Raw genomic sequence first — 16,073 nt, 5'->3', positions numbered from 1 at the left:
CGGCACGGCCCGCCCCGGGGACAACTGAGCCTCAACCGAGCCCCAACCGAGGCATTACCGAATTCCGGCCACACGGGGCGAACAGCGGTGGCCCTGACTTCACCCCCCGTTCACCGGGAGTCCCTCGTACCGCGTGAATGCGCACCTACCGTCACGCAGGACACACAGATGGAGGGAACCACGTGCGCAATCTGCTGCCGCTCATCAGCTCGCACCCGGGCGGGCGCTCTGGGCTGACCTGCCGCTACCGCTGCGGTGACGCCTGCTTCCAGGAGATACCGAACACCAGCGACAACGAGTACGCCGGCGATGTCATCGCCGGTGCCCTGTCGCGCCGGTCGATGATGCGCGCCGCCGCCGTGGTGACCGTTGCCGCTGCCGCCGGGACCGCCGCCCTCGCCGGTCCGGCCGCTCCGCAGGCCGGGGCCGCCGCCCTCGCCGGGTCGGGCCGTCCGTCGAAGTACCCGCACAAGCCCGGCGTTTCGGGCGCACGCGGCCTGCGCTTCTCGCCCGTGGCTCCCAACAAGGCCGACAAGGTCACCGTCCCGGACGGTTACGACCAGAACATCGTGATCCGCTGGGGCGAGCCGATTCTGCGCGGCGCCCCCGCCTTCGACCCGGACCGCCAGACGGCCAAGGCGCAGGCGGGCCAGTTCGGTTACAACGTCGACTTCCTCTCGCTGCTCCCGCTCCAGGGTGAGCACGGCCGTCAGGTCCTGGTCGCCAATCATGAGTACACGGACGAGAACCTCATGTTCCGTGGCTACGATCCGGCCAACCCGACCCGTGAGCAGGTCGAGATCGCCTGGGCGGCGCACGGACTCTCCGTCGTCGTGGTCCAGGAGGAGCACCGCACCGGCAAGCTCGGTGCCGTCGGCCGCCACCCGCTGAACCGCCGCCTCACCGCGACCAGCGAGTTCCGTGTCACCGGCCCGGCCGCGGGCAGCCCCCTGCTGCGTACGTCCGCCGACCCGTCCGGCCGCAAGGTCCTGGGCACGCTGAACAACTGCGCGGGCGGCACCACGCCGTGGGGCACCACGCTGCACGGCGAGGAGAACTTCAACCAGTACTTCGCCAACGGTTCGAGCGCCACCGACAAGCGGTACGGCATCGGTTCGAGCACCACCGAGCGCAAGTGGGAGCGGTTCGACAAGCGCTTCGACGTGGCACAGGAGCCCAACGAGCCGCACCGCCACGGCTGGGTCGTCGAACTCGACCCGTTCGACCCGGACTCCACCCCCCGTAAGCGGACCGCGCTGGGCCGCTTCAAGCACGAGGCGGCGCAGCCCCGGCTGACCGCCGACGGACGCCCGGTCGTCTACATGGGAGACGACGAACGCTTCGACTACTTCTACAAGTTCGTCTCCAGCAAGCAGATGAAGAAGGGGAACTCGCGGGCCGCCCGCGAGCACAACCTGACCCTGCTGGACGAGGGCACGCTGTACGTTGCCAAGCTGACCGGTGACTCGCCGGCCGCCGAGGTCGACGGCACCGGAAAGCTGCCGTCCGACGGCGCGTTCGACGGCAGCGGTGTGTGGATTCCGCTGGCGACGGGCACCACCTCGCACGTGCCCGGCATGACGGCCGAAGAGGTGTACGTCTTCACGCGCCTGGCCGGTGACAAGGTCGGCGCCACGAAGATGGACCGCCCCGAGGACGTCGAGCCGTCGCCGCGCACCGGCCGCGTCTACATCGCGCTCACCAACAACACCGACCGCGGCAAGGCCGGCAAGGCCGGGGCGGACGAGGCGAACCCGCGCAACCTCAACAAGCACGGCCAGGTCCTGGAGCTGGCGGAGCACTGGGACGACCCGGCGGGCGACGGTTTCGCGTGGCGGCTCTTCCTCGTCGCGGGCGACCCGAACGACCCCTCGACGTACTTCTCCGGCTTCCCCAAGGAGAAGGTCAGCCCCATCTCCTGCCCGGACAACGTGGCCTTCGACGCCCACGGCAACCTGTGGATCTCCACGGACGGCAACCAGCTCGGCTCCCACGACGGCCTGTTCGGTGTCGCGACGCAGGGCGAGCGGCGCGGTGAGCTGAAGCAGTTCCTCACCGTCCCGACCGGCGCCGAGACCTGTGGCCCGGTCATCCAGGACCGGCGCGTCCTGGTCGCCGTGCAGCACCCGGGCGAGATCGACGGCGCGACCGTCGACAAGCCGGCGAGCAGCTGGCCGGACGGCCCGGGGAAGATGGTCCGCCCGTCCGTCGTCGCGGTGTGGCGCCGGGACGGCGGGGACATCGGCGTCTGACCGACGGTGTGCTGAGCGGGCGCCGTACGGGCGGACGGAAAGTCCGCTTGTACGGCGCCCGCGCGCGTGCGCCGCATTAGAGTCGGTCCCATGGTTTCCGGTGAGGCACCGCAGGCGGCGGGCAGCGTCCGTGTCGACGTCTGGATCTGGTCGGTCCGGCTGACGAAGACCCGGTCGCAGGCTGCGGCGGCCTGCCGGGCAGGACATGTGCGGGTCAACGGCGAGCGGGCCAAGCCCGCACAGGCGCTGCACACCGGCGACGAGGTACGGCTGCGGCACGACGGCCGGGACCGGATCGTGGTCGTCTCGAGGCTCGTGAAGAAGCGGGTCGGCCCTCCGGTGGCGGCCGAGTGCTTCGTCGACAACAGCCCGCCTCCGCCGCCGCGCGAGATCGCCCTCCAGGTCCCGGTCCGCGACCGCGGCGCGGGCCGCCCCACCAAGCGCGACCGTCGCGAGATGGAGCGCCTTCAGGAGCGGGGCCCCGGGCCGGGCCGGTGACCGGTCACTCTGCGTGTTTCACGTGAAACACGCTGCCCGGCCGCGGACGCCCTACGGCTGGGGCGAGGCGATCGCCCTGGCCGCCGCCACTTCCTGCCGCAACGGTGCCAGCACGCTGTCCTCGTCACCCGGCAGCTCGGCCCGCACCTCCACCAGCTCCTCGCTCGACCGCACGCCCTCCGCGAGCTCCCTCAGCTGCTGCTCGATCGCGGCCACCTCACCGGGCAGCGGCGCCGCGGCACCGTGGTTGACCCGGACCCGGGCCGCCGTCGTCGCGTCCACGATCCGTTCGACGGCGACGACCAGCGGCCACCAGGCGGCGGCGCGCGCCCCGACCGGAGGCGGTTCCGTCAGGGCCCGCTGGAACTCGGACCGTACGGCGGACAGGTCGCGGTAGAGCCGGCGCCGGGTCCGTACCCGTTCCGCCTGGTCGGCTTCGAGGCCGTCGAAGGCGCACGCCACATAGTCGGCGATGTCCGTCACCGCGTCCGCCAGCCGGGAGCCGATCCGGGTGTGCCAGCTCTCCGGCCAGAGCAGATAGCCCGCGACGAGCACGATGGCGCAGCCGATCAGACTGTCCAGGAGCCGTGGCTGGACCAGATCGATGCCCTGGTGGTTCAGCAGGTCGGACAGCAGCAGGATGACCGGGGTGATGGCCGCGGTCTGGAAGGCGTATCCCTTCGCCGTGAGCGCCGGGATGAGCGCGGCGAGCACCACCATGACCGGCACGTCCCACCACCCGATGGGCACCTCGGCCAGCACCGGGGCCGCGATGACCAGCCCTGCGGCCGTGCCCACCGCGCGCAGTACGGCCCGGGAGAAGACCGAGCCGAAGTCCGGCTTGAGGACGAAGGTGACGGTCAGCGCGACCCAGTAGGAGCGCTCCACGGCGATCAGCGAGGTGAGCGCCTGCGCCAGCCCGATGCAGAGGGCGAGGCGCAGCCCGTACCGCCAGGACGTCTCGGAGAACAGCACACTGCGGGCCGCCCGCCGGACGCGTACGCCGAGCGCGGCGGGCCGTCCCAGCCGGTCGTCCACGTTGTAGGGATCGGGCTCGGCCTTGTGGACGACGGCCGCCGCATGCCGCAGGGCACTGTCCACCGCGCGCGTGGCGGGGTATTCGGGGTCCGGCAGTTCGAGGACCGGGGCCCCGCTGCGGCTCTGCTCCACGTCGTCCGCCAGGGAGCGCACCGCCGCCGGAATCAGCTCGGGCAGCGGGCGCCGGGTCAAATGGACGGCGGGCGCGGCCTCGACGAGCGGGATGGCGACGTTGAGCTGGGACAGCAGCCGCACCATGGACGCGCTGCGCCCGTGGTAGCGCGTGCGACGGGCGAGGACGAGGTCGTAGGAGGCGTTCAGTGACTGGGTGACGGCTTGGCGCCGCTCCTCGTACGCGGGTGTTCCGGCGGCGGCCAGCAGCTCGGCGACGGTCCGGTAGGTGTCGGCCACGGCGGCCCGTTCGGGGAGCTTTCCGCGCAGCGGCCAGGCCAGCAGCGACAGGACGAGCACCACGAGGCCGCCGAACGTCAGCAGCAAGGGGGCCACCCACCAGGGGTTCGGCATCGGAAGCCCGGCGCCGACCACCGAGTTGAGCAGGAGCAGCAGGCCGGACACCGAGGCAACGGCGCCGATCGTCGACATCATCCCGGAGACCAGGGCGACGACGGTCAGTACGGCGACGGCCGCCCAGCCGGTATCGAAGACCAGGGTGCCGAGCATCACGCCGATCGCGCCGAAGAGCTGCGGTACGGCGATGTTGAGGATGCGCATCCGGTAGGCGTCGGCGGTGTCACCGATGACACCGGACAGCGCGCCCATCGAGACGAGCGCACCATACGTCGGCCGGTCGACGGCGAAGCCGACGGCGAGAGGCGCGGCCAGCGCCACGGAGGCGCGTGCGACGGCGGCCCAGGGGATGGGGGCGGACTGCGGGAGCAGCCCGCTCAGCAGCCAGGGCGGCGGTGCCGCGCGCTTCCGTCCGGCGTCGGCCCCGGCCACTGCGTGCCCCCTCCGTACGTCCCACTGCCGCCCTGCGGCCCTGTGCCGCCGGCCCGTGGCGCTCAGTCAGCTCTCGTAGTTCTCGACCTCCTCGGCCGGCCGGACCTTCGCCGTTGACGGGTCCTCACCGAATTCGCTGAGGGCACGGCGGCGGCGCAGAAGGTCCCAGCACTGGTCGAGCTGGACCTCCACCGTACGCAACCGGGCCTTCTCCTCGGTGGAGAGGCCCATCTTCTCGGTGGAACGGTCGCGCAGGGCCCGTTCCTCGGTAATCAGCTCGTCGATGTTGTCGAAGATGTCCTGGTCGCCCATGACGCCTCTCTCGGGTGCGGGGAGTGTGGTCAGTGCTTGGCCGGGGATGCGGTCAGAGCACGAAGAGGGTCTTGCCGCGCGCACCGCCCGCACGGTTCTCGGCGAGCGCCTGCGGGGCCTTCTCCAGCGGGAGTTCGATGTCGATCGGCACGCTCAGCGCGCCGCTCGCGGCCGCCTTCGCGAGGGTGGCGAGCAGGGTGGCCGTCGGGGCCAGCCGGAAGTCGGCGCACCTGGTCCCGGCGGGGCAGCCCGCGGAACCGGAGGCGCCCCGCGTACTCAGGGCGACGCCGCCCGCGCGTACCAGCGCGGCGTGCGGGGCGAAGGAGTCAGGGTCGGCGGAGGCGAGGTCGACGAGCGCGTCGACACCGTCCGGGCAGACCTCGCGCACCGCCGCTTCGAGTGCCCCGGCCGCGGCCGTCGTGTCGATGGTGAGGGCGGCCCCCAACGCGCCCATCCGGGTCCGCTCGTCGCCGCGTACCGCCGCGAGAACACGCACGTCACGGGCGCCGGCGAGCTGGGTCAGACAGCTGCCCACGCCGCCTGCCGCACCGATGACGAGCAGGCGCCCGCCGGGGCGTACGGCCGCCGCCTCCAGGAGCTGCGCGGCTGCCATCCCGGCCGAGGGGAGCGCCGCGGCGATCCGCAGCGGCAGGTCGTGCGGGGCCGGGACGATCACGGAGTCCTGCGGTACGGACACGTACTCGCAGTACGTTCCCGTACCCGGAGGCGTCGTCGGGACCCGGCCGATGACCGGGTCGCCCACCCGGAAACGGTTGTCGCCGCTGCCGATCATGTCGACCCTGCCCGCGAAGTCCACGCCGATGACCAGGGGGAACACCTGCTGGGCCGGACCGGCCCCGGCGCCGTCGGCGGTCTGCCAGTCGTGCGGGTTGAGCGCCGCGTACTCGATCTTCACCCGCACCTCGCCCGCCGCAGGCTCCGGTTTGGGGATCTCGACGAGGCCGGGTTCCGCGCGGAACGCGCTGACGGCGATGGCTCGCATGCGGAAGACCTCTCAGTCGCCCCCGACATCACGATTCCCACTGTCGCCCGGCCCGTGCGGGAGCGCACGTCGGGCTCCGGCGTGCTCCCGGCCGCGCACGGAACCGGCGGGCAGGGCTACCGGGGCCGGGGCCTCCGGCGCGCCAGCATCACCCGCGCCACCACCGCGCCGGCCGCCAGCACGGCCCCGGTCAGGAGCACGATCCACACCGTCGTCCGCAGCGAGGCGGTCAGCGCGTCGAACACCGCGGCCGCCCCGTCCCGGTCACTGCCCGGCACCTCTTCCAGCACCCGGTCGCGGCCGACCGCCATCAGCACCCGCAGCACGAGCGCGCCGAGCACCAGACCCGCGCCCGCGACCGAGGCGGCGAACAGGGCGCCCCGCAGCCCGCGCCGCACCGCGGCCATGCCCACCACCAGGACGAGCAGCACCAGCGTGCCGATCGCGGGCCAGACGCTGCAGTACCGCAGCCATCCGATGCTGCCGCGCAGCTCGTCCGCGCGGTCCGCCGAGAGCAGGGTGATGTCGGTGTGCTGGACGGGAATCTGGTCCGCGAACGGCACCCCGTCGTCGACCAGCCCCTGCTTGACCTGCTGGATCACCGGTGCCAGGTCGATGGTCACGGCCTCCCCGCTCTCCCCGTCCAGCGCCTCGGTCATCGACGTGTGGGAGGTCCGGTTGGCGAGGTCCCAGGCGTTCTGGAACGCCTCCGTCGTCGTGAACGACTGCACGGCGCCACGCAGCAGCTCCTCGACGGCCCCCTGGAGCGGCCCCACATCCAGCCGCTTCATCGCCTCGTCGGTGATCAGGCCGGCCACGGTGCTCTGTACGGCGGGGTCGGAGGCCAGCGGGGAGAGCGCGGCGACGTACCGGTCGGTGTCGTCGATCTCCAGGTCGACCCAGGCCGCCAGTGCGCTCAGGGGCACCAGAACGGCGAGCAGGACGAGCATGACTGCTGACAGGGCCACGGAGAGATAGGTGCGCACACGCTCAGGGAATCCCGCGCGGGCCCGGGGCGCCCCGGGCCGTACGCCATTCGAGTTGCCGGGCGGCGCGGGCGGGTGTGCTCTGGAGAAACGGGGGCGACGGAAGGAGCTCTCCGCCATGACCACACACGCAGCCATGCCGTCCCGCGGGTCCCACGGGTCCCGCACGCGGACGACGGCCCGGCACCACGGTCCGCTCGCCTGGGCGGTGCCCGTGGCACTGGGTGTGATCTTCGGCTTCTACGCGGCGTTCATCGACCGGGACGGCGGCCCGGTCACCGGTGGCCAGGTCGTGCTCGGGCTGGTCTCCGGGGTGGTCTTCGCCGCGCTCTGCTTCCTGCTGGGGCGCTACCGGAACGCCCTGCCCCGTGAACTGCGGGCGGCGGCGTTCGGTGCCCTGACGGCCTGCGCGATCGGATTCCTGACGAGTCTCACCGATACCAGCGTGCTGCGGTCCGCCGTCATGGGAGCGGTGGTGGGAGCCGGCGTGTTCTGTGTCGCCTTCTACGTCTTCTACACGCGGGAGAACTGAGCCCGGGGAGGCGGTGAGCGCGGCGGACCTGCTCAACCTCCTGGAGGACGCGGCGGACCGCGCCTCGGCGGCGGTGCGCGACGCGGTGGCGATGGGCGCCGCGCCGGCCGAGTCGGGGACCACGCTCACCGCGATGATGTGGACCGCGGTGGTCGACGAGGCGGCGCTGACCCGGTCGGTCATCCTCGCGGACGGCCCGGAAGCGGCCGTCCGGGACCTCGCCGCGCTGGTCGCGTCCGCGGGCGCCCCCGACAACCTGTCCTGCGTCGTCGCCGACGTCGTCGCGCTGTGACAGCGGCGGAGCGGGTACGGGTCGCACACCGCCGGGGGCGGGCACAGACTTGAAGGGGCGGGGTTCTCGGGTGTGCGCACGGCCGACCGGCTCTGGAGGAGTCATGACGGCAACCACACGGACGGATACGCCTGTCGCCATCGAGGGCGACGGCGTGGAACTGCGGATGCGGGACGTCGGGGGAGACATGACCGTCGCCTTCGTCCGGTTCCCGAAGGGCACGGACATGGCACCGGCTCTCAAGGGCCAGCCCGATGACCTGTGCCAGTGCCCCCACTGGGGCTACCTGCTCAAGGGCCGGCTGAAGATGCGGACCAAGGCGGGGGACGAGGTCTACGAGGCGGGTCAGGCGTTCTACTGGGCGCCGGGCCATGCCCCCGAGGCGCTGGAGGACTGCGAGTACGTGGACTTCTCGCCCACGAAGGAGTTCACCGAGGTGATCGACCACGTGAAGGCGCAGTCGGCCTGACGTGCGGAACAGGCTCACGGATACAAGAGGAGGGGGGGGGGGGGGGACACGGGGGGGGCCTCCCCCCCCCCCCCCCTCCCCCCCCCTCCTCCGCCGTCTCCGTCAGTCGCGTACGACCGTCACCGGGCACGCCGCGTGCTGGGTGACGTGGAGGCTGACCGAGCCGAGCAGCGTCGCCTTGAAGCCGCTGTGACCGCGAGCGCCGACGACCAGCAGATTCGCCCCCTTCGACCGTTCCAGGAGCGACTGCGCCGGGTTGCCGATCACGACGATCTTGCTGATCGCGGCCGCCCCCTCCGCGCCGAGGGCCTCCTCCAGCGCCTCGTTGAGCGAGACGGTCGCCAGGGCCTGTGGGTCGAAGTCCTCCGGCAGGCCCGGCATCATCGACGCCCAGCTGGTCGCCGGGTACTCCCAGCTGTTCACGGCCTCGACGGAATCGCCGGTCAGCTCGGCCTGGCGTACGGCCCAGTGCAGTGCCTTGATCGATGCATCGGAGCCGTCCACGCCCACGACGATCCTGCCCATGTCTGCCTCCAGCTCGGTTCAGCCTGATTCAGCTGCTTCAGCGTGACTCGACGTTCGGCCCAACTCTAATCAAACCGGACATCTCGCCATTCGACGGGCCGGGCCGGGTCGTTCGGGCGGCCGGCCGGTCGGTCGTCCAGCCGGTCGTCAGTCCAGCCGGAGGTCGGCGAGCTGCTGCTCGAACGGCACGATCGCGTCCTCGCCGTCGTCCAGTCCGAGCGCCCTCGACGCCCCGGAGACCGTCCGCCCCAGGACCGCCGACGCGAGCTCGCCGCCGGCCCGCCGGATGCGGGACGGCAGGCCCTCGGTGTACTCGTCGCCCGACGAGCCCCAGTCCTCCGACGCCGCGTACACGGACGTCGGCAGGGCCACGGCCCGCAGATAGGCGAAGAGCGGGCGCAGCGCGTGTTCGAGGACCAGCGAGTGCCGGGCCGTACCGCCCGTCGCGGCGATCACGACGGGCTTGCCGGTCAGCGCGGTGGGGTCGATCAGGTCGAAGAACGACTTGAACAGTCCGCTGTACGAGGCGGTGAAGACCGGCGTCACGGCGATCAGGCCGTCCGCCTCCGTCACCGCTTCGATCGCCTCCTTCAGGCCGCGCGGCGGGAAGCCGGTGACCAGGTTGTTCGCGATGTCGACGGCCAGGTCGCGCAGCTCGATGACCTGCACGTCGACCCTGCGGTCCTGGTCGGCCTCCAGCCGCTCACGGGCGGCCCCGGCCAGCCGGTCGGCCAGCAGCCGGGTGGACGAGGGGCTGCTCAGCCCGGCCGAGACGGCGACGATCTTCAGGGGTGCGGTGGCGAACACGGTACTCAGACCTCCTTGGCGGCAGCGGCGGCCGTACGGGCGGCGGTGACCGCCGGGTGGACCGGGGTCTCCGGCACACCGGCCGGCCGCAGCCTGGCGAATTCCTTGCGCAGCACCGGCACGACCTCTTCGCCGAGGATGTCGAGCTGCTCCAGGACCGTCTTCAGCGGCAGTCCCGCGTGGTCCATCAGGAACAGCTGGCGCTGGTAGTCGCCGACGGAGTCACGGAAGGACAGGGTCCGCTCGATGACCTCCTGCGGGGAGCCGACGGTCAGCGGGGTCTGCTCGGTGAAGTCCTCCAGCGAGGGCCCGTGGCCGTAGACCAGTGCGTTGTCGAAGTACGGGCGGAACTCCCGTACCGCGTCCTGCGAGTTCTTCCGCATGAACACCTGGCCGCCGAGGCCCACGATGGCCTGCTCCTCGGTGCCGTGCCCGTAGTGGGCGTAGCGGCTGCGGTAGAGCCTCACCATCTTCTCGGTGTGCTCCATGGGCCAGAAGATGTTGTTGTGGAAGAAGCCGTCGCCGTAGTACGCGGCCTGCTCGGCGATCTCCGGGGAGCGGATGGAGCCGTGCCAGACGAACGGCGGGACGCCGTCCAGCGGGCGCGGGGTCGCGGTGAACGACTGGAGCGGCGTGCGGAACTTGCCCTCCCAGTCGACGACGTCCTCCCGCCACAGCTTGTGCAGCAGGGCGTAGTTCTCGATCGCCATCGGGATGCCCTGGCGGATGTCCTTGCCGAACCAGGGGTAGACCGGTCCGGTGTTGCCCCGGCCCATCATCAGGTCGACGCGGCCGTCCGCGAGGTGCTGGAGGGTGGCGTAGTCCTCGGCGATCTTCACCGGGTCGTTGGTGGTGATCAGCGTGGTGGAGGTGGAGAGGATCAGCCTCTCGGTGCGGGCGGCGATGTAGCCGAGCGTGGTCGTCGGCGAGGACGGGACGAACGGCGGGTTGTGGTGCTCCCCGGTCGCGAACACGTCCAGGCCCACTTCCTCGGCCTTGAGCGCGATCTCGACGGTCGCCTTGATCCGCTCGTGCTCGCTCGGCGTCCGGCCGGTCGTGGGGTCGGTGGTGACGTCTCCGACGGTGAAGATCCCGAACTGCATGACGCCCGCCTCCAGGTGCTCGATGGTTTGTTGAATGTTGAACTACATCAACGCACCCTACAACCCGGCACCCGCGCGACCTATTCCGTACCCCCGGATGAGCCGTGGTCCCCGTCCGGCGCAGCCCTCGCCGGTGACGCCCAGTGCCGGGTGACCGCCCGGCCCGGCGGTCACCCGGCGCCGCCCTACTTCAGCGCGGCCAGACCCTTCTTCAGGTCTTCGCCGTTCATCACCGGCTGGATCTCGATCCGCGCGCCGAGCTCGTCGAGAAGCGGCTCCGCGATGCTGGGCAGCCGGGAACTGTCCTCCATGTCGAAGACGAACGTGGTGCACCGCCCGCCCTCGCTGGGGCCGAAGTAGGCCGCCTCGGGCTTGAGGTCTTCCATCATCTTCTGCACGATCTTCTGCAGCGTGCCGTTCTTGACGGCCTTGTTCGAGACCTGGGTGTCCAGGTGCGCCCTCAGCATGACTCTCATCGCAATTCCGCTCCTTACGCCCACCACGACCGGCGCGGTGTGGTCCGCGCTCGCTGAGACCTGGTGACGTCCCGCTCAGGCTCTCCCCGGGTGATCGGGGCGGCAACATCTCGGCCACCGTCCGTGCCGCTCCCGGGCGCGTGACGGCGCGTTTCCCCGGTCGGCCGCGGCCTTCGCCGGTAGAATCGCCCCATGACCTCCGTACCGTGCCGGAACTGGTGGCGCTCCTCCTAGGAGCGGCCACCTCATCTGCACGGAACCAGGGCCGTTCGACATGGACGGCCCTTTTCGCTGCCCCCGGGCGGCGCGGATCCCCGGTTCGGCGGGCCGTCCTCCACGCATCAGCGCACGCACTCGCGAGGAGAGACCACCCATGACCGTCACCACGTCCGAGACCACGATCACGCCCGCACAGCGCCGCAGCGCGGAGCTGGAGCAGCAGCTCGCGCAGACCCCCGAGCGCTTCCGGGTCCTGACCGGCGACCGGCCCACCGGGGCGCTCCACCTCGGGCACTACTTCGGCACCCTCCACAACCGGGTCCGGCTCCAGGACCTCGGCGTGGAGATCTTCGTGATCGTCGCCGACTACCAGGTGCTCACCGACCGGGACGTCGCCGATCGGCTCACCGAGTACGTGGACGGGCTGCTGCTCGACCACCTGGCGATCGGGATCGACCCCGCCCGCACGACGATCTTCAACCACAGTGCCGTGCCCGCCCTCAACCAGCTCCTGCTGCCGTTCCTGAGCCTGGTCTCCGTCGCCGAGCTGGGCCGCAACCCCACGGTCAAGGACGAGATCGCGCACTCCCGGCAGTCCTCGGTCAGCGGGCTCATGTTCACCTACCCCGTCCACCAGGCCGCCGACATCCTCTTCTGCAAGGGCAACGTGGTGCCGGTGGGTCAGGACCAGCTGCCGCACCTCGAAGTGACCCGGGCCGTCGCCCGGCGCTTCAACGAACGGTACGGACCCGTCTTCCCCGAACCCGACGCACTGCTCTCCGCCGCGCCGCTCCTGCTCGGCACCGACGGCACCAAGATGAGCAAGAGTCGCGCCAACTCGGTCGCGCTCTCCGCCGATGCCGACGAGACGGCGCGGCTCATCAAGGGCGCGAAGACGGACGCCGAGCGTCACATCACGTACGACCCGGAGCGCAGGCCCGGGGTGTCGAGTCTCGTACTGCTCGCCGCGCTCTGCCTCGACCGTGACCCGCACCAGGTCGCCGAGGAGATCGGGGACGGCGGCGCCGCCGTCCTCAAGCGGACGGTGACCGACGCGGTCAACACGCGCCTGGCGCCGATCCGGGCCCGGCGGGCGGAGTACGCGCAGGACATGGCGTACGTACGCTCGGTGCTGCGCGCGGGCAACGAGCGGGCCAACGAGATCGCCGAACGGACCCTGGACGAGGTGCGGGACGTGATGGGCGGCCTGCGGTAGTTCCCGGGAGGCCGCTCACCGGCGGGTCATCGACCGCTGCCCGCGCAGGAGTTCCGCCAGTCCTCGGCGGGTGGCGGCGATCACCACACGGTCCTCGGGGCGCAGTACGTACCCGGGGTGCAGGTCCCAGACCAGGCCCTGCGGCTGTCCCGTCGCACCGGCGGCCGTCAGGTCCGGCCGGCGGTCGGCGGGCGGGGTGGCGTCCAGGGCCAGGACGCGCCAGGCGCCCGCGCGGAACGCCTGCTCGACCGTGCGGCCCTCCAGCTGGGGATGGCCTGCCACCCCCAGCGCGGCGAACAGCATGACCTTCCGCTCGACCGGGATCGCCCCCAGGATCTGGCGGCCCATCATGGCGCCGGCGAACGACGGGGCGGCGAGATGGGAGACGGAGCGGGAGCGGGTCAGGGCCTGGGGGTGGGCGGTACGCAGGGTGCGGTAGACGGCGGTGGCGAACTCGTCGTCGTACAGCCGCAGCGCCACCCGCAGGTCCGGCTTGACCGAGCGTGCGTACAGCGCGGCCTCCAGATTCGTGGTGTCCACGCTGGTCAGAGCCAGAAGCGAACCGGCACGGTGGATCTTCGCCGCTTCCAGGACGCCTTCCTGGGTGACGTCACCGATGACCGTCGGGACGCGCATGCTCCGGGCCAGCGGGATGCCGCGAGCCTCCGGGTCCTCCTCCACGACGACCACGGGGATGTTCAGTTCGCGCAGGCGCACCAGGACGCGCGTACCGATCTTGCCGAGGCCCAGCAGGACGACGTGTCCGGCCAGCCCGCGCGGCGGGCGGCGCAGCGACGACGTGGTGCGCAGTGAGCCGAACGTCTCCAGCACGGCGGCCACCAGCAGCGGCAGCAGCATCAGTCCGGCCAGGCCGGAGAGCAGCTGGATGATCTGGCGGCCCGGCGGGTCGTCGACCGCCGGATCGCCCATCGCGAACAGGTCGAGCAGCGTCAGATAGGCGGCGTGCAGGGGGTGGTAGCCGCTGGTCAGCACCGAGGCGACGGCCAGAGCGACCACGGCCGTCGCGACGCCCGCCGCCGACCAGCGCAGCCGTCGGGAGAAGACCTCGCTCAGGGGCGCGCCCCGCCCGCCCATCCGGGTCGCGGGGCGGGCCGGGTCCGCCTGGCTGATGTTCTCCAGGACGACGGTCCCGCGCCCGGCCGCGGCCGCCACCGAGTCGGCGTCCGGCAGGAGCTGGGGGCCTTCGTCCCCACTGCTGTCGGACCCTTCGGCGCCCGCCGGGTCGTGCGTGGTGGAGGAGAGCAGCGCGAGCGTGCACAGGCCCGGGTCGGCCGCCTCGCCGTGGCGCGGCGGCGGCCGCTCGGCGGCCCGCAAAAGCAGTCCTTCGGCCTGGATGACCTTGCTGCTGCCCGTGAGGACGGTGGCGGCGAGGGCGGGAGCCGCCGTGTCCGCGTCGGAGAGGACCGTGGTGGAGGCGTCGAGGGCGGCCTGGTCGAGTCCGGGCATGGCCAGCACCGCCGCCTGGTCGAGCAGGGTCTCAAGGTGCTGGCCGAGCTTGCGGTTGTAGAGCCGGATGACCAGGCGCAGCCTCGGATTGAGGCGGCGGGCGGTCAGGGCGGCGCGGATGTTGCGTTCGTCGTCGTCGTAGACGAGCGCGAGGGCTGCGGCCCGGTCGATCCCCGCCTCTTCGAGTACGTCGTCGGAGGGCTCCGGCGCCTCCATGATGCGGACCGCCTCGACCCCGGCGTTCGTGTCGCCGTCCGTGGTGCCGGCCGCGCCGCCGTTGCGGTTCATCGCCGCCGACATCCGCCCGAACAGGGCCGCCGCGCGTCCGCGCTGGGTCATCTGCTGCTCGGGGTGCCCGGGCTCACGGCCCGGCGGGAGGAGCAGGGTGACCCGCTCGCCGTAGACGTAACGGAGCTCCACGGCGAGGCGCCTGGCCAGCGTGTCGTCACCACAGACGACCATGTGTCCGCCGGACGGGGCGCGTTGGGGCTGCTGAGGAAGTGGGGGCACGAAACCCAGCATGCCTTGCTCCCTCCGGTCCGCTCCGGAGAGGGGCCGGCTGTCGCGGCGCCGCGAACGGCTCCCCGCGACAGCCGGGCTGTCCCCCGTATCCCCCGTGCGTTCCCCCGTGTGGTGCTGACCAGATGGTGTCAGCCCGGACGCCACCACCGCACTGCCGGAATCCGGCAGTCTTCACGCGTCGCTGATGCCGGGCACTGGCAGCCGCCCGGAGGCGTTGAGGATGCGTTGGAACCGCATCAGGACCGGAAGGTGAAGGGGGAGGGGTACACGTGCCGGAGCCGGAGATTCCCGCAGAGTTTCTGGGGGACTACGCCCGCATAGTGAGGGAAGTCGCGGCCACGGGACGCAGGTTGACCCGCGAGGAGCTGGAGGCCCGCGGGGTCCTCGGCCGCGAGGGCGCCGAGGCCGGACATCAACTGCGCGCCCTGGTGGGCATGCATCTGGCCGAGACCCGCACCGCCTGGCCCCAGGAGGCGGCAACGACGCCCGCGACGGCCGATTCCGTCCTGGCCGCCGTGGAACAGGCGGTCGACGCCTTCGCCGAGGGCTTCGAGCGCGCCCAGCGCCTCACCGTACGGCGCGAGGAAGCGGCGCGACGGGAGTTCATCGACGACCTGCTGTACGGGCGCAGCGACCTGGGCCGCCTCGCCGAGCGGGCCACCCGTTTCGGGCTGAGGCTCTCGCGTGCCCATGCGGTGGCGGTGGCCTCGGGCCCGGACGCGTACACCGAGACGGACGCGGTGCCGCGGCGGGTGGAGGCGGCGCTGCTGGCCCGCTTCGGCAGCCGGAAGATCCTGCTGACGACGAAGGACGGGCGGTTGGTCTGTATCGCCCCCGGCAGCCAGCCGGACGTCCTGCGGTACTTCGCCAAGCAGGCCCACGCGGCCACGGACGGCGGCCAGGTCGCGGTGGGCCGCCCGCACCAGGGGCCGGGCGGCGTCGTCCACTCGTACGACGAAGCGCTCGACGCCCTCGATCTGGCGCGGCGGATGGGACTCGACGAGCCGGTGCTGTACGCGAGTGACCTGCTGGTCTATCCGGTGCTGACCCGCGACCGCGAGGCGATGGCCGACCTGGTGCGCAGTGAGCTGGGCCCGCTCCAGAAGGCCAGGGGCGGCGCGGAACCGCTGCTGAAGACGCTCTCGGTGTACTTCGACGCGGGCTGCGTCTCGGCCGAGACGGCCCGCCGACTGGCGTTGAGCGTGCGCGCCCTGACGTACCGGCTGGAGCGCATCCGCCAGCTGACCGGCTCCGACCCGTCCGACCCGGTGCACCGCTACACCCTCCAGACCGCGGTGATCGGCGCCCGCCTCCTGGACTGGCCGGCCAAGGAACTCTGAGGCCTCGGCCCGGCCCCGCCGCCCGTCGCCGCCCCGGACACACCCGTGCCCGGCCG

General features: G+C 72.1%; 15 protein-coding genes and 1 pseudogene. 7 read left to right on the top strand and 9 right to left on the bottom strand.

The window, feature by feature from the left end; all coding sequences use genetic code 11:
• The first annotated feature begins 182 nt into the window (after positions 1-182).
• Both AC07FA_RS10895 and AC07FA_RS10890 read left to right on the top strand, forming a co-directional pair.
• On the top strand, positions 183-2,252 hold the full coding sequence (locus tag AC07FA_RS10895) for a PhoX family protein (RefSeq protein ID WP_479074635.1): 2,070 nt from the start codon (positions 183-185) through the stop codon (positions 2,250-2,252).
• A gap of 90 nt (positions 2,253-2,342) precedes the next feature.
• Positions 2,343-2,750, top strand: a complete 408-nt coding sequence (locus AC07FA_RS10890) for an RNA-binding S4 domain-containing protein (RefSeq protein ID WP_479074633.1) — start codon at positions 2,343-2,345, stop codon at positions 2,748-2,750.
• 51 nt (positions 2,751-2,801) lie between these two features.
• On the opposite strand, the gene AC07FA_RS10885 is transcribed toward AC07FA_RS10890, so the two are convergent.
• From AC07FA_RS10885 to AC07FA_RS10870, 4 genes are all read right to left on the bottom strand, one after another.
• Positions 2,802-4,748, bottom strand: a complete 1,947-nt coding sequence (locus AC07FA_RS10885; RefSeq protein WP_479074632.1) for an FUSC family protein — start codon at positions 4,746-4,748, stop codon at positions 2,802-2,804.
• A gap of 66 nt (positions 4,749-4,814) precedes the next feature.
• A complete protein-coding gene (locus AC07FA_RS10880) occupies positions 4,815-5,060 on the bottom strand; it encodes a DUF2630 family protein (RefSeq protein WP_479074630.1) in 246 nt (81 codons plus the stop codon).
• A 52-nt stretch (positions 5,061-5,112) separates the two neighbouring features.
• On the bottom strand, positions 5,113-6,063 hold the full coding sequence (locus tag AC07FA_RS10875) for an NADP-dependent oxidoreductase (protein ID WP_479074629.1): 951 nt from the start codon (positions 6,061-6,063) through the stop codon (positions 5,113-5,115).
• 116 nt (positions 6,064-6,179) lie between these two features.
• Positions 6,180-7,013, bottom strand: a complete 834-nt coding sequence (locus tag AC07FA_RS10870; protein WP_479075167.1) for a hypothetical protein — start codon at positions 7,011-7,013, stop codon at positions 6,180-6,182.
• Positions 7,014-7,167: 154 nt separating this feature from the next.
• Here AC07FA_RS10870 and AC07FA_RS10865 point away from each other — a divergent pair, with 154 nt between their 5' ends.
• The 3 genes and pseudogenes from AC07FA_RS10865 to AC07FA_RS10855 all read left to right on the top strand — a co-directional run bounded on the left by AC07FA_RS10865 (position 7,168) and on the right by AC07FA_RS10855 (position 8,342).
• Positions 7,168-7,581: a hypothetical protein gene (locus AC07FA_RS10865; RefSeq protein WP_479074627.1), complete on the top strand. Its 414-nt coding sequence runs from the start codon at positions 7,168-7,170 to the stop codon at positions 7,579-7,581.
• A gap of 10 nt (positions 7,582-7,591) precedes the next feature.
• Positions 7,592-7,873 (top strand): annotated as a pseudogene (locus tag AC07FA_RS10860) (hypothetical protein); the annotation flags it as partial.
• 103 nt (positions 7,874-7,976) lie between these two features.
• On the top strand, positions 7,977-8,342 hold the full coding sequence (locus tag AC07FA_RS10855) for a cupin domain-containing protein (protein ID WP_479074625.1): 366 nt from the start codon (positions 7,977-7,979) through the stop codon (positions 8,340-8,342).
• 102 nt (positions 8,343-8,444) lie between these two features.
• Here the strand turns inward: AC07FA_RS10855 and AC07FA_RS10850 are convergent, their stop codons facing one another.
• The 4 genes from AC07FA_RS10850 to AC07FA_RS10835 form a co-directional block, all read right to left on the bottom strand.
• Complete coding sequence (locus tag AC07FA_RS10850; protein ID WP_479074624.1) at positions 8,445-8,867, bottom strand: universal stress protein; 423 nt, start codon at positions 8,865-8,867, stop codon at positions 8,445-8,447.
• A gap of 147 nt (positions 8,868-9,014) precedes the next feature.
• Positions 9,015-9,674 carry an FMN reductase gene (locus tag AC07FA_RS10845; RefSeq protein WP_479074623.1) on the bottom strand — a complete coding sequence of 220 codons (660 nt, stop codon included), beginning with the start codon at positions 9,672-9,674 and terminating at the stop codon, positions 9,015-9,017.
• A gap of 5 nt (positions 9,675-9,679) precedes the next feature.
• Complete coding sequence (locus tag AC07FA_RS10840) at positions 9,680-10,777, bottom strand: LLM class flavin-dependent oxidoreductase (protein WP_479074622.1); 1,098 nt, start codon at positions 10,775-10,777, stop codon at positions 9,680-9,682.
• Positions 10,778-10,962: 185 nt separating this feature from the next.
• Positions 10,963-11,253, bottom strand: a complete 291-nt coding sequence (locus tag AC07FA_RS10835; protein WP_479074621.1) for a hypothetical protein — start codon at positions 11,251-11,253, stop codon at positions 10,963-10,965.
• Between the two features lie 373 nt (positions 11,254-11,626).
• On the opposite strand from AC07FA_RS10835, the gene trpS reads away from it, so the two are divergent.
• The gene (trpS, locus tag AC07FA_RS10830; protein WP_479074620.1) at positions 11,627-12,688 is read left to right on the top strand and encodes a tryptophan--tRNA ligase; all 1,062 of its coding nucleotides are present in this window, start codon (positions 11,627-11,629) and stop codon (positions 12,686-12,688) included.
• Between the two features lie 15 nt (positions 12,689-12,703).
• Here the strand turns inward: trpS and AC07FA_RS10825 are convergent, their stop codons facing one another.
• Positions 12,704-14,677, bottom strand: a complete 1,974-nt coding sequence (locus AC07FA_RS10825; RefSeq protein WP_479074619.1) for an NAD-binding protein — start codon at positions 14,675-14,677, stop codon at positions 12,704-12,706.
• 269 nt (positions 14,678-14,946) lie between these two features.
• Between AC07FA_RS10825 and AC07FA_RS10820 the strand changes: the two genes are divergently transcribed.
• Positions 14,947-16,017, top strand: coding sequence for a PucR family transcriptional regulator (locus tag AC07FA_RS10820; protein WP_479074618.1), 1,071 nt, complete (start codon positions 14,947-14,949; stop codon positions 16,015-16,017).
• The last annotated feature ends 56 nt before the right edge of the window (positions 16,018-16,073 follow it).

It is taken from the genome of Streptomyces sp. NPDC045968 (assembly GCF_056430475.1).
The sequence above is the reverse complement of the archived record's forward strand: the minus strand, read 5'-3'. Positions and strand labels throughout refer to the sequence as shown.

Excerpts from the sequence above, each read along its gene's own strand:
- AC07FA_RS10870 (WP_479075167.1), bottom strand. The coding sequence starts at position 7,013 with ATGCTCGTCCTGCTCGCCGTTCTGGTGCCCCTGAGCGCACTGGCGGCC.
- AC07FA_RS10840 (WP_479074622.1), bottom strand. The coding sequence starts at position 10,777 with ATGCAGTTCGGGATCTTCACCGTCGGAGACGTCACCACCGACCCCACG.
- AC07FA_RS10850 (WP_479074624.1), bottom strand. The coding sequence starts at position 8,867 with ATGGGCAGGATCGTCGTGGGCGTGGACGGCTCCGATGCATCGATCAAG.
- AC07FA_RS10880 (WP_479074630.1), bottom strand. The coding sequence starts at position 5,060 with ATGGGCGACCAGGACATCTTCGACAACATCGACGAGCTGATTACCGAG.
- AC07FA_RS10825 (WP_479074619.1), bottom strand. The coding sequence starts at position 14,677 with ATGCTGGGTTTCGTGCCCCCACTTCCTCAGCAGCCCCAACGCGCCCCG.
- AC07FA_RS10855 (WP_479074625.1), top strand. The coding sequence starts at position 7,977 with ATGACGGCAACCACACGGACGGATACGCCTGTCGCCATCGAGGGCGAC.
- AC07FA_RS10835 (WP_479074621.1), bottom strand. The coding sequence starts at position 11,253 with ATGAGAGTCATGCTGAGGGCGCACCTGGACACCCAGGTCTCGAACAAG.
- AC07FA_RS10890 (WP_479074633.1), top strand. The coding sequence starts at position 2,343 with ATGGTTTCCGGTGAGGCACCGCAGGCGGCGGGCAGCGTCCGTGTCGAC.
- trpS (WP_479074620.1), top strand. The coding sequence starts at position 11,627 with ATGACCGTCACCACGTCCGAGACCACGATCACGCCCGCACAGCGCCGC.
- AC07FA_RS10865 (WP_479074627.1), top strand. The coding sequence starts at position 7,168 with ATGACCACACACGCAGCCATGCCGTCCCGCGGGTCCCACGGGTCCCGC.
- AC07FA_RS10875 (WP_479074629.1), bottom strand. The coding sequence starts at position 6,063 with ATGCGAGCCATCGCCGTCAGCGCGTTCCGCGCGGAACCCGGCCTCGTC.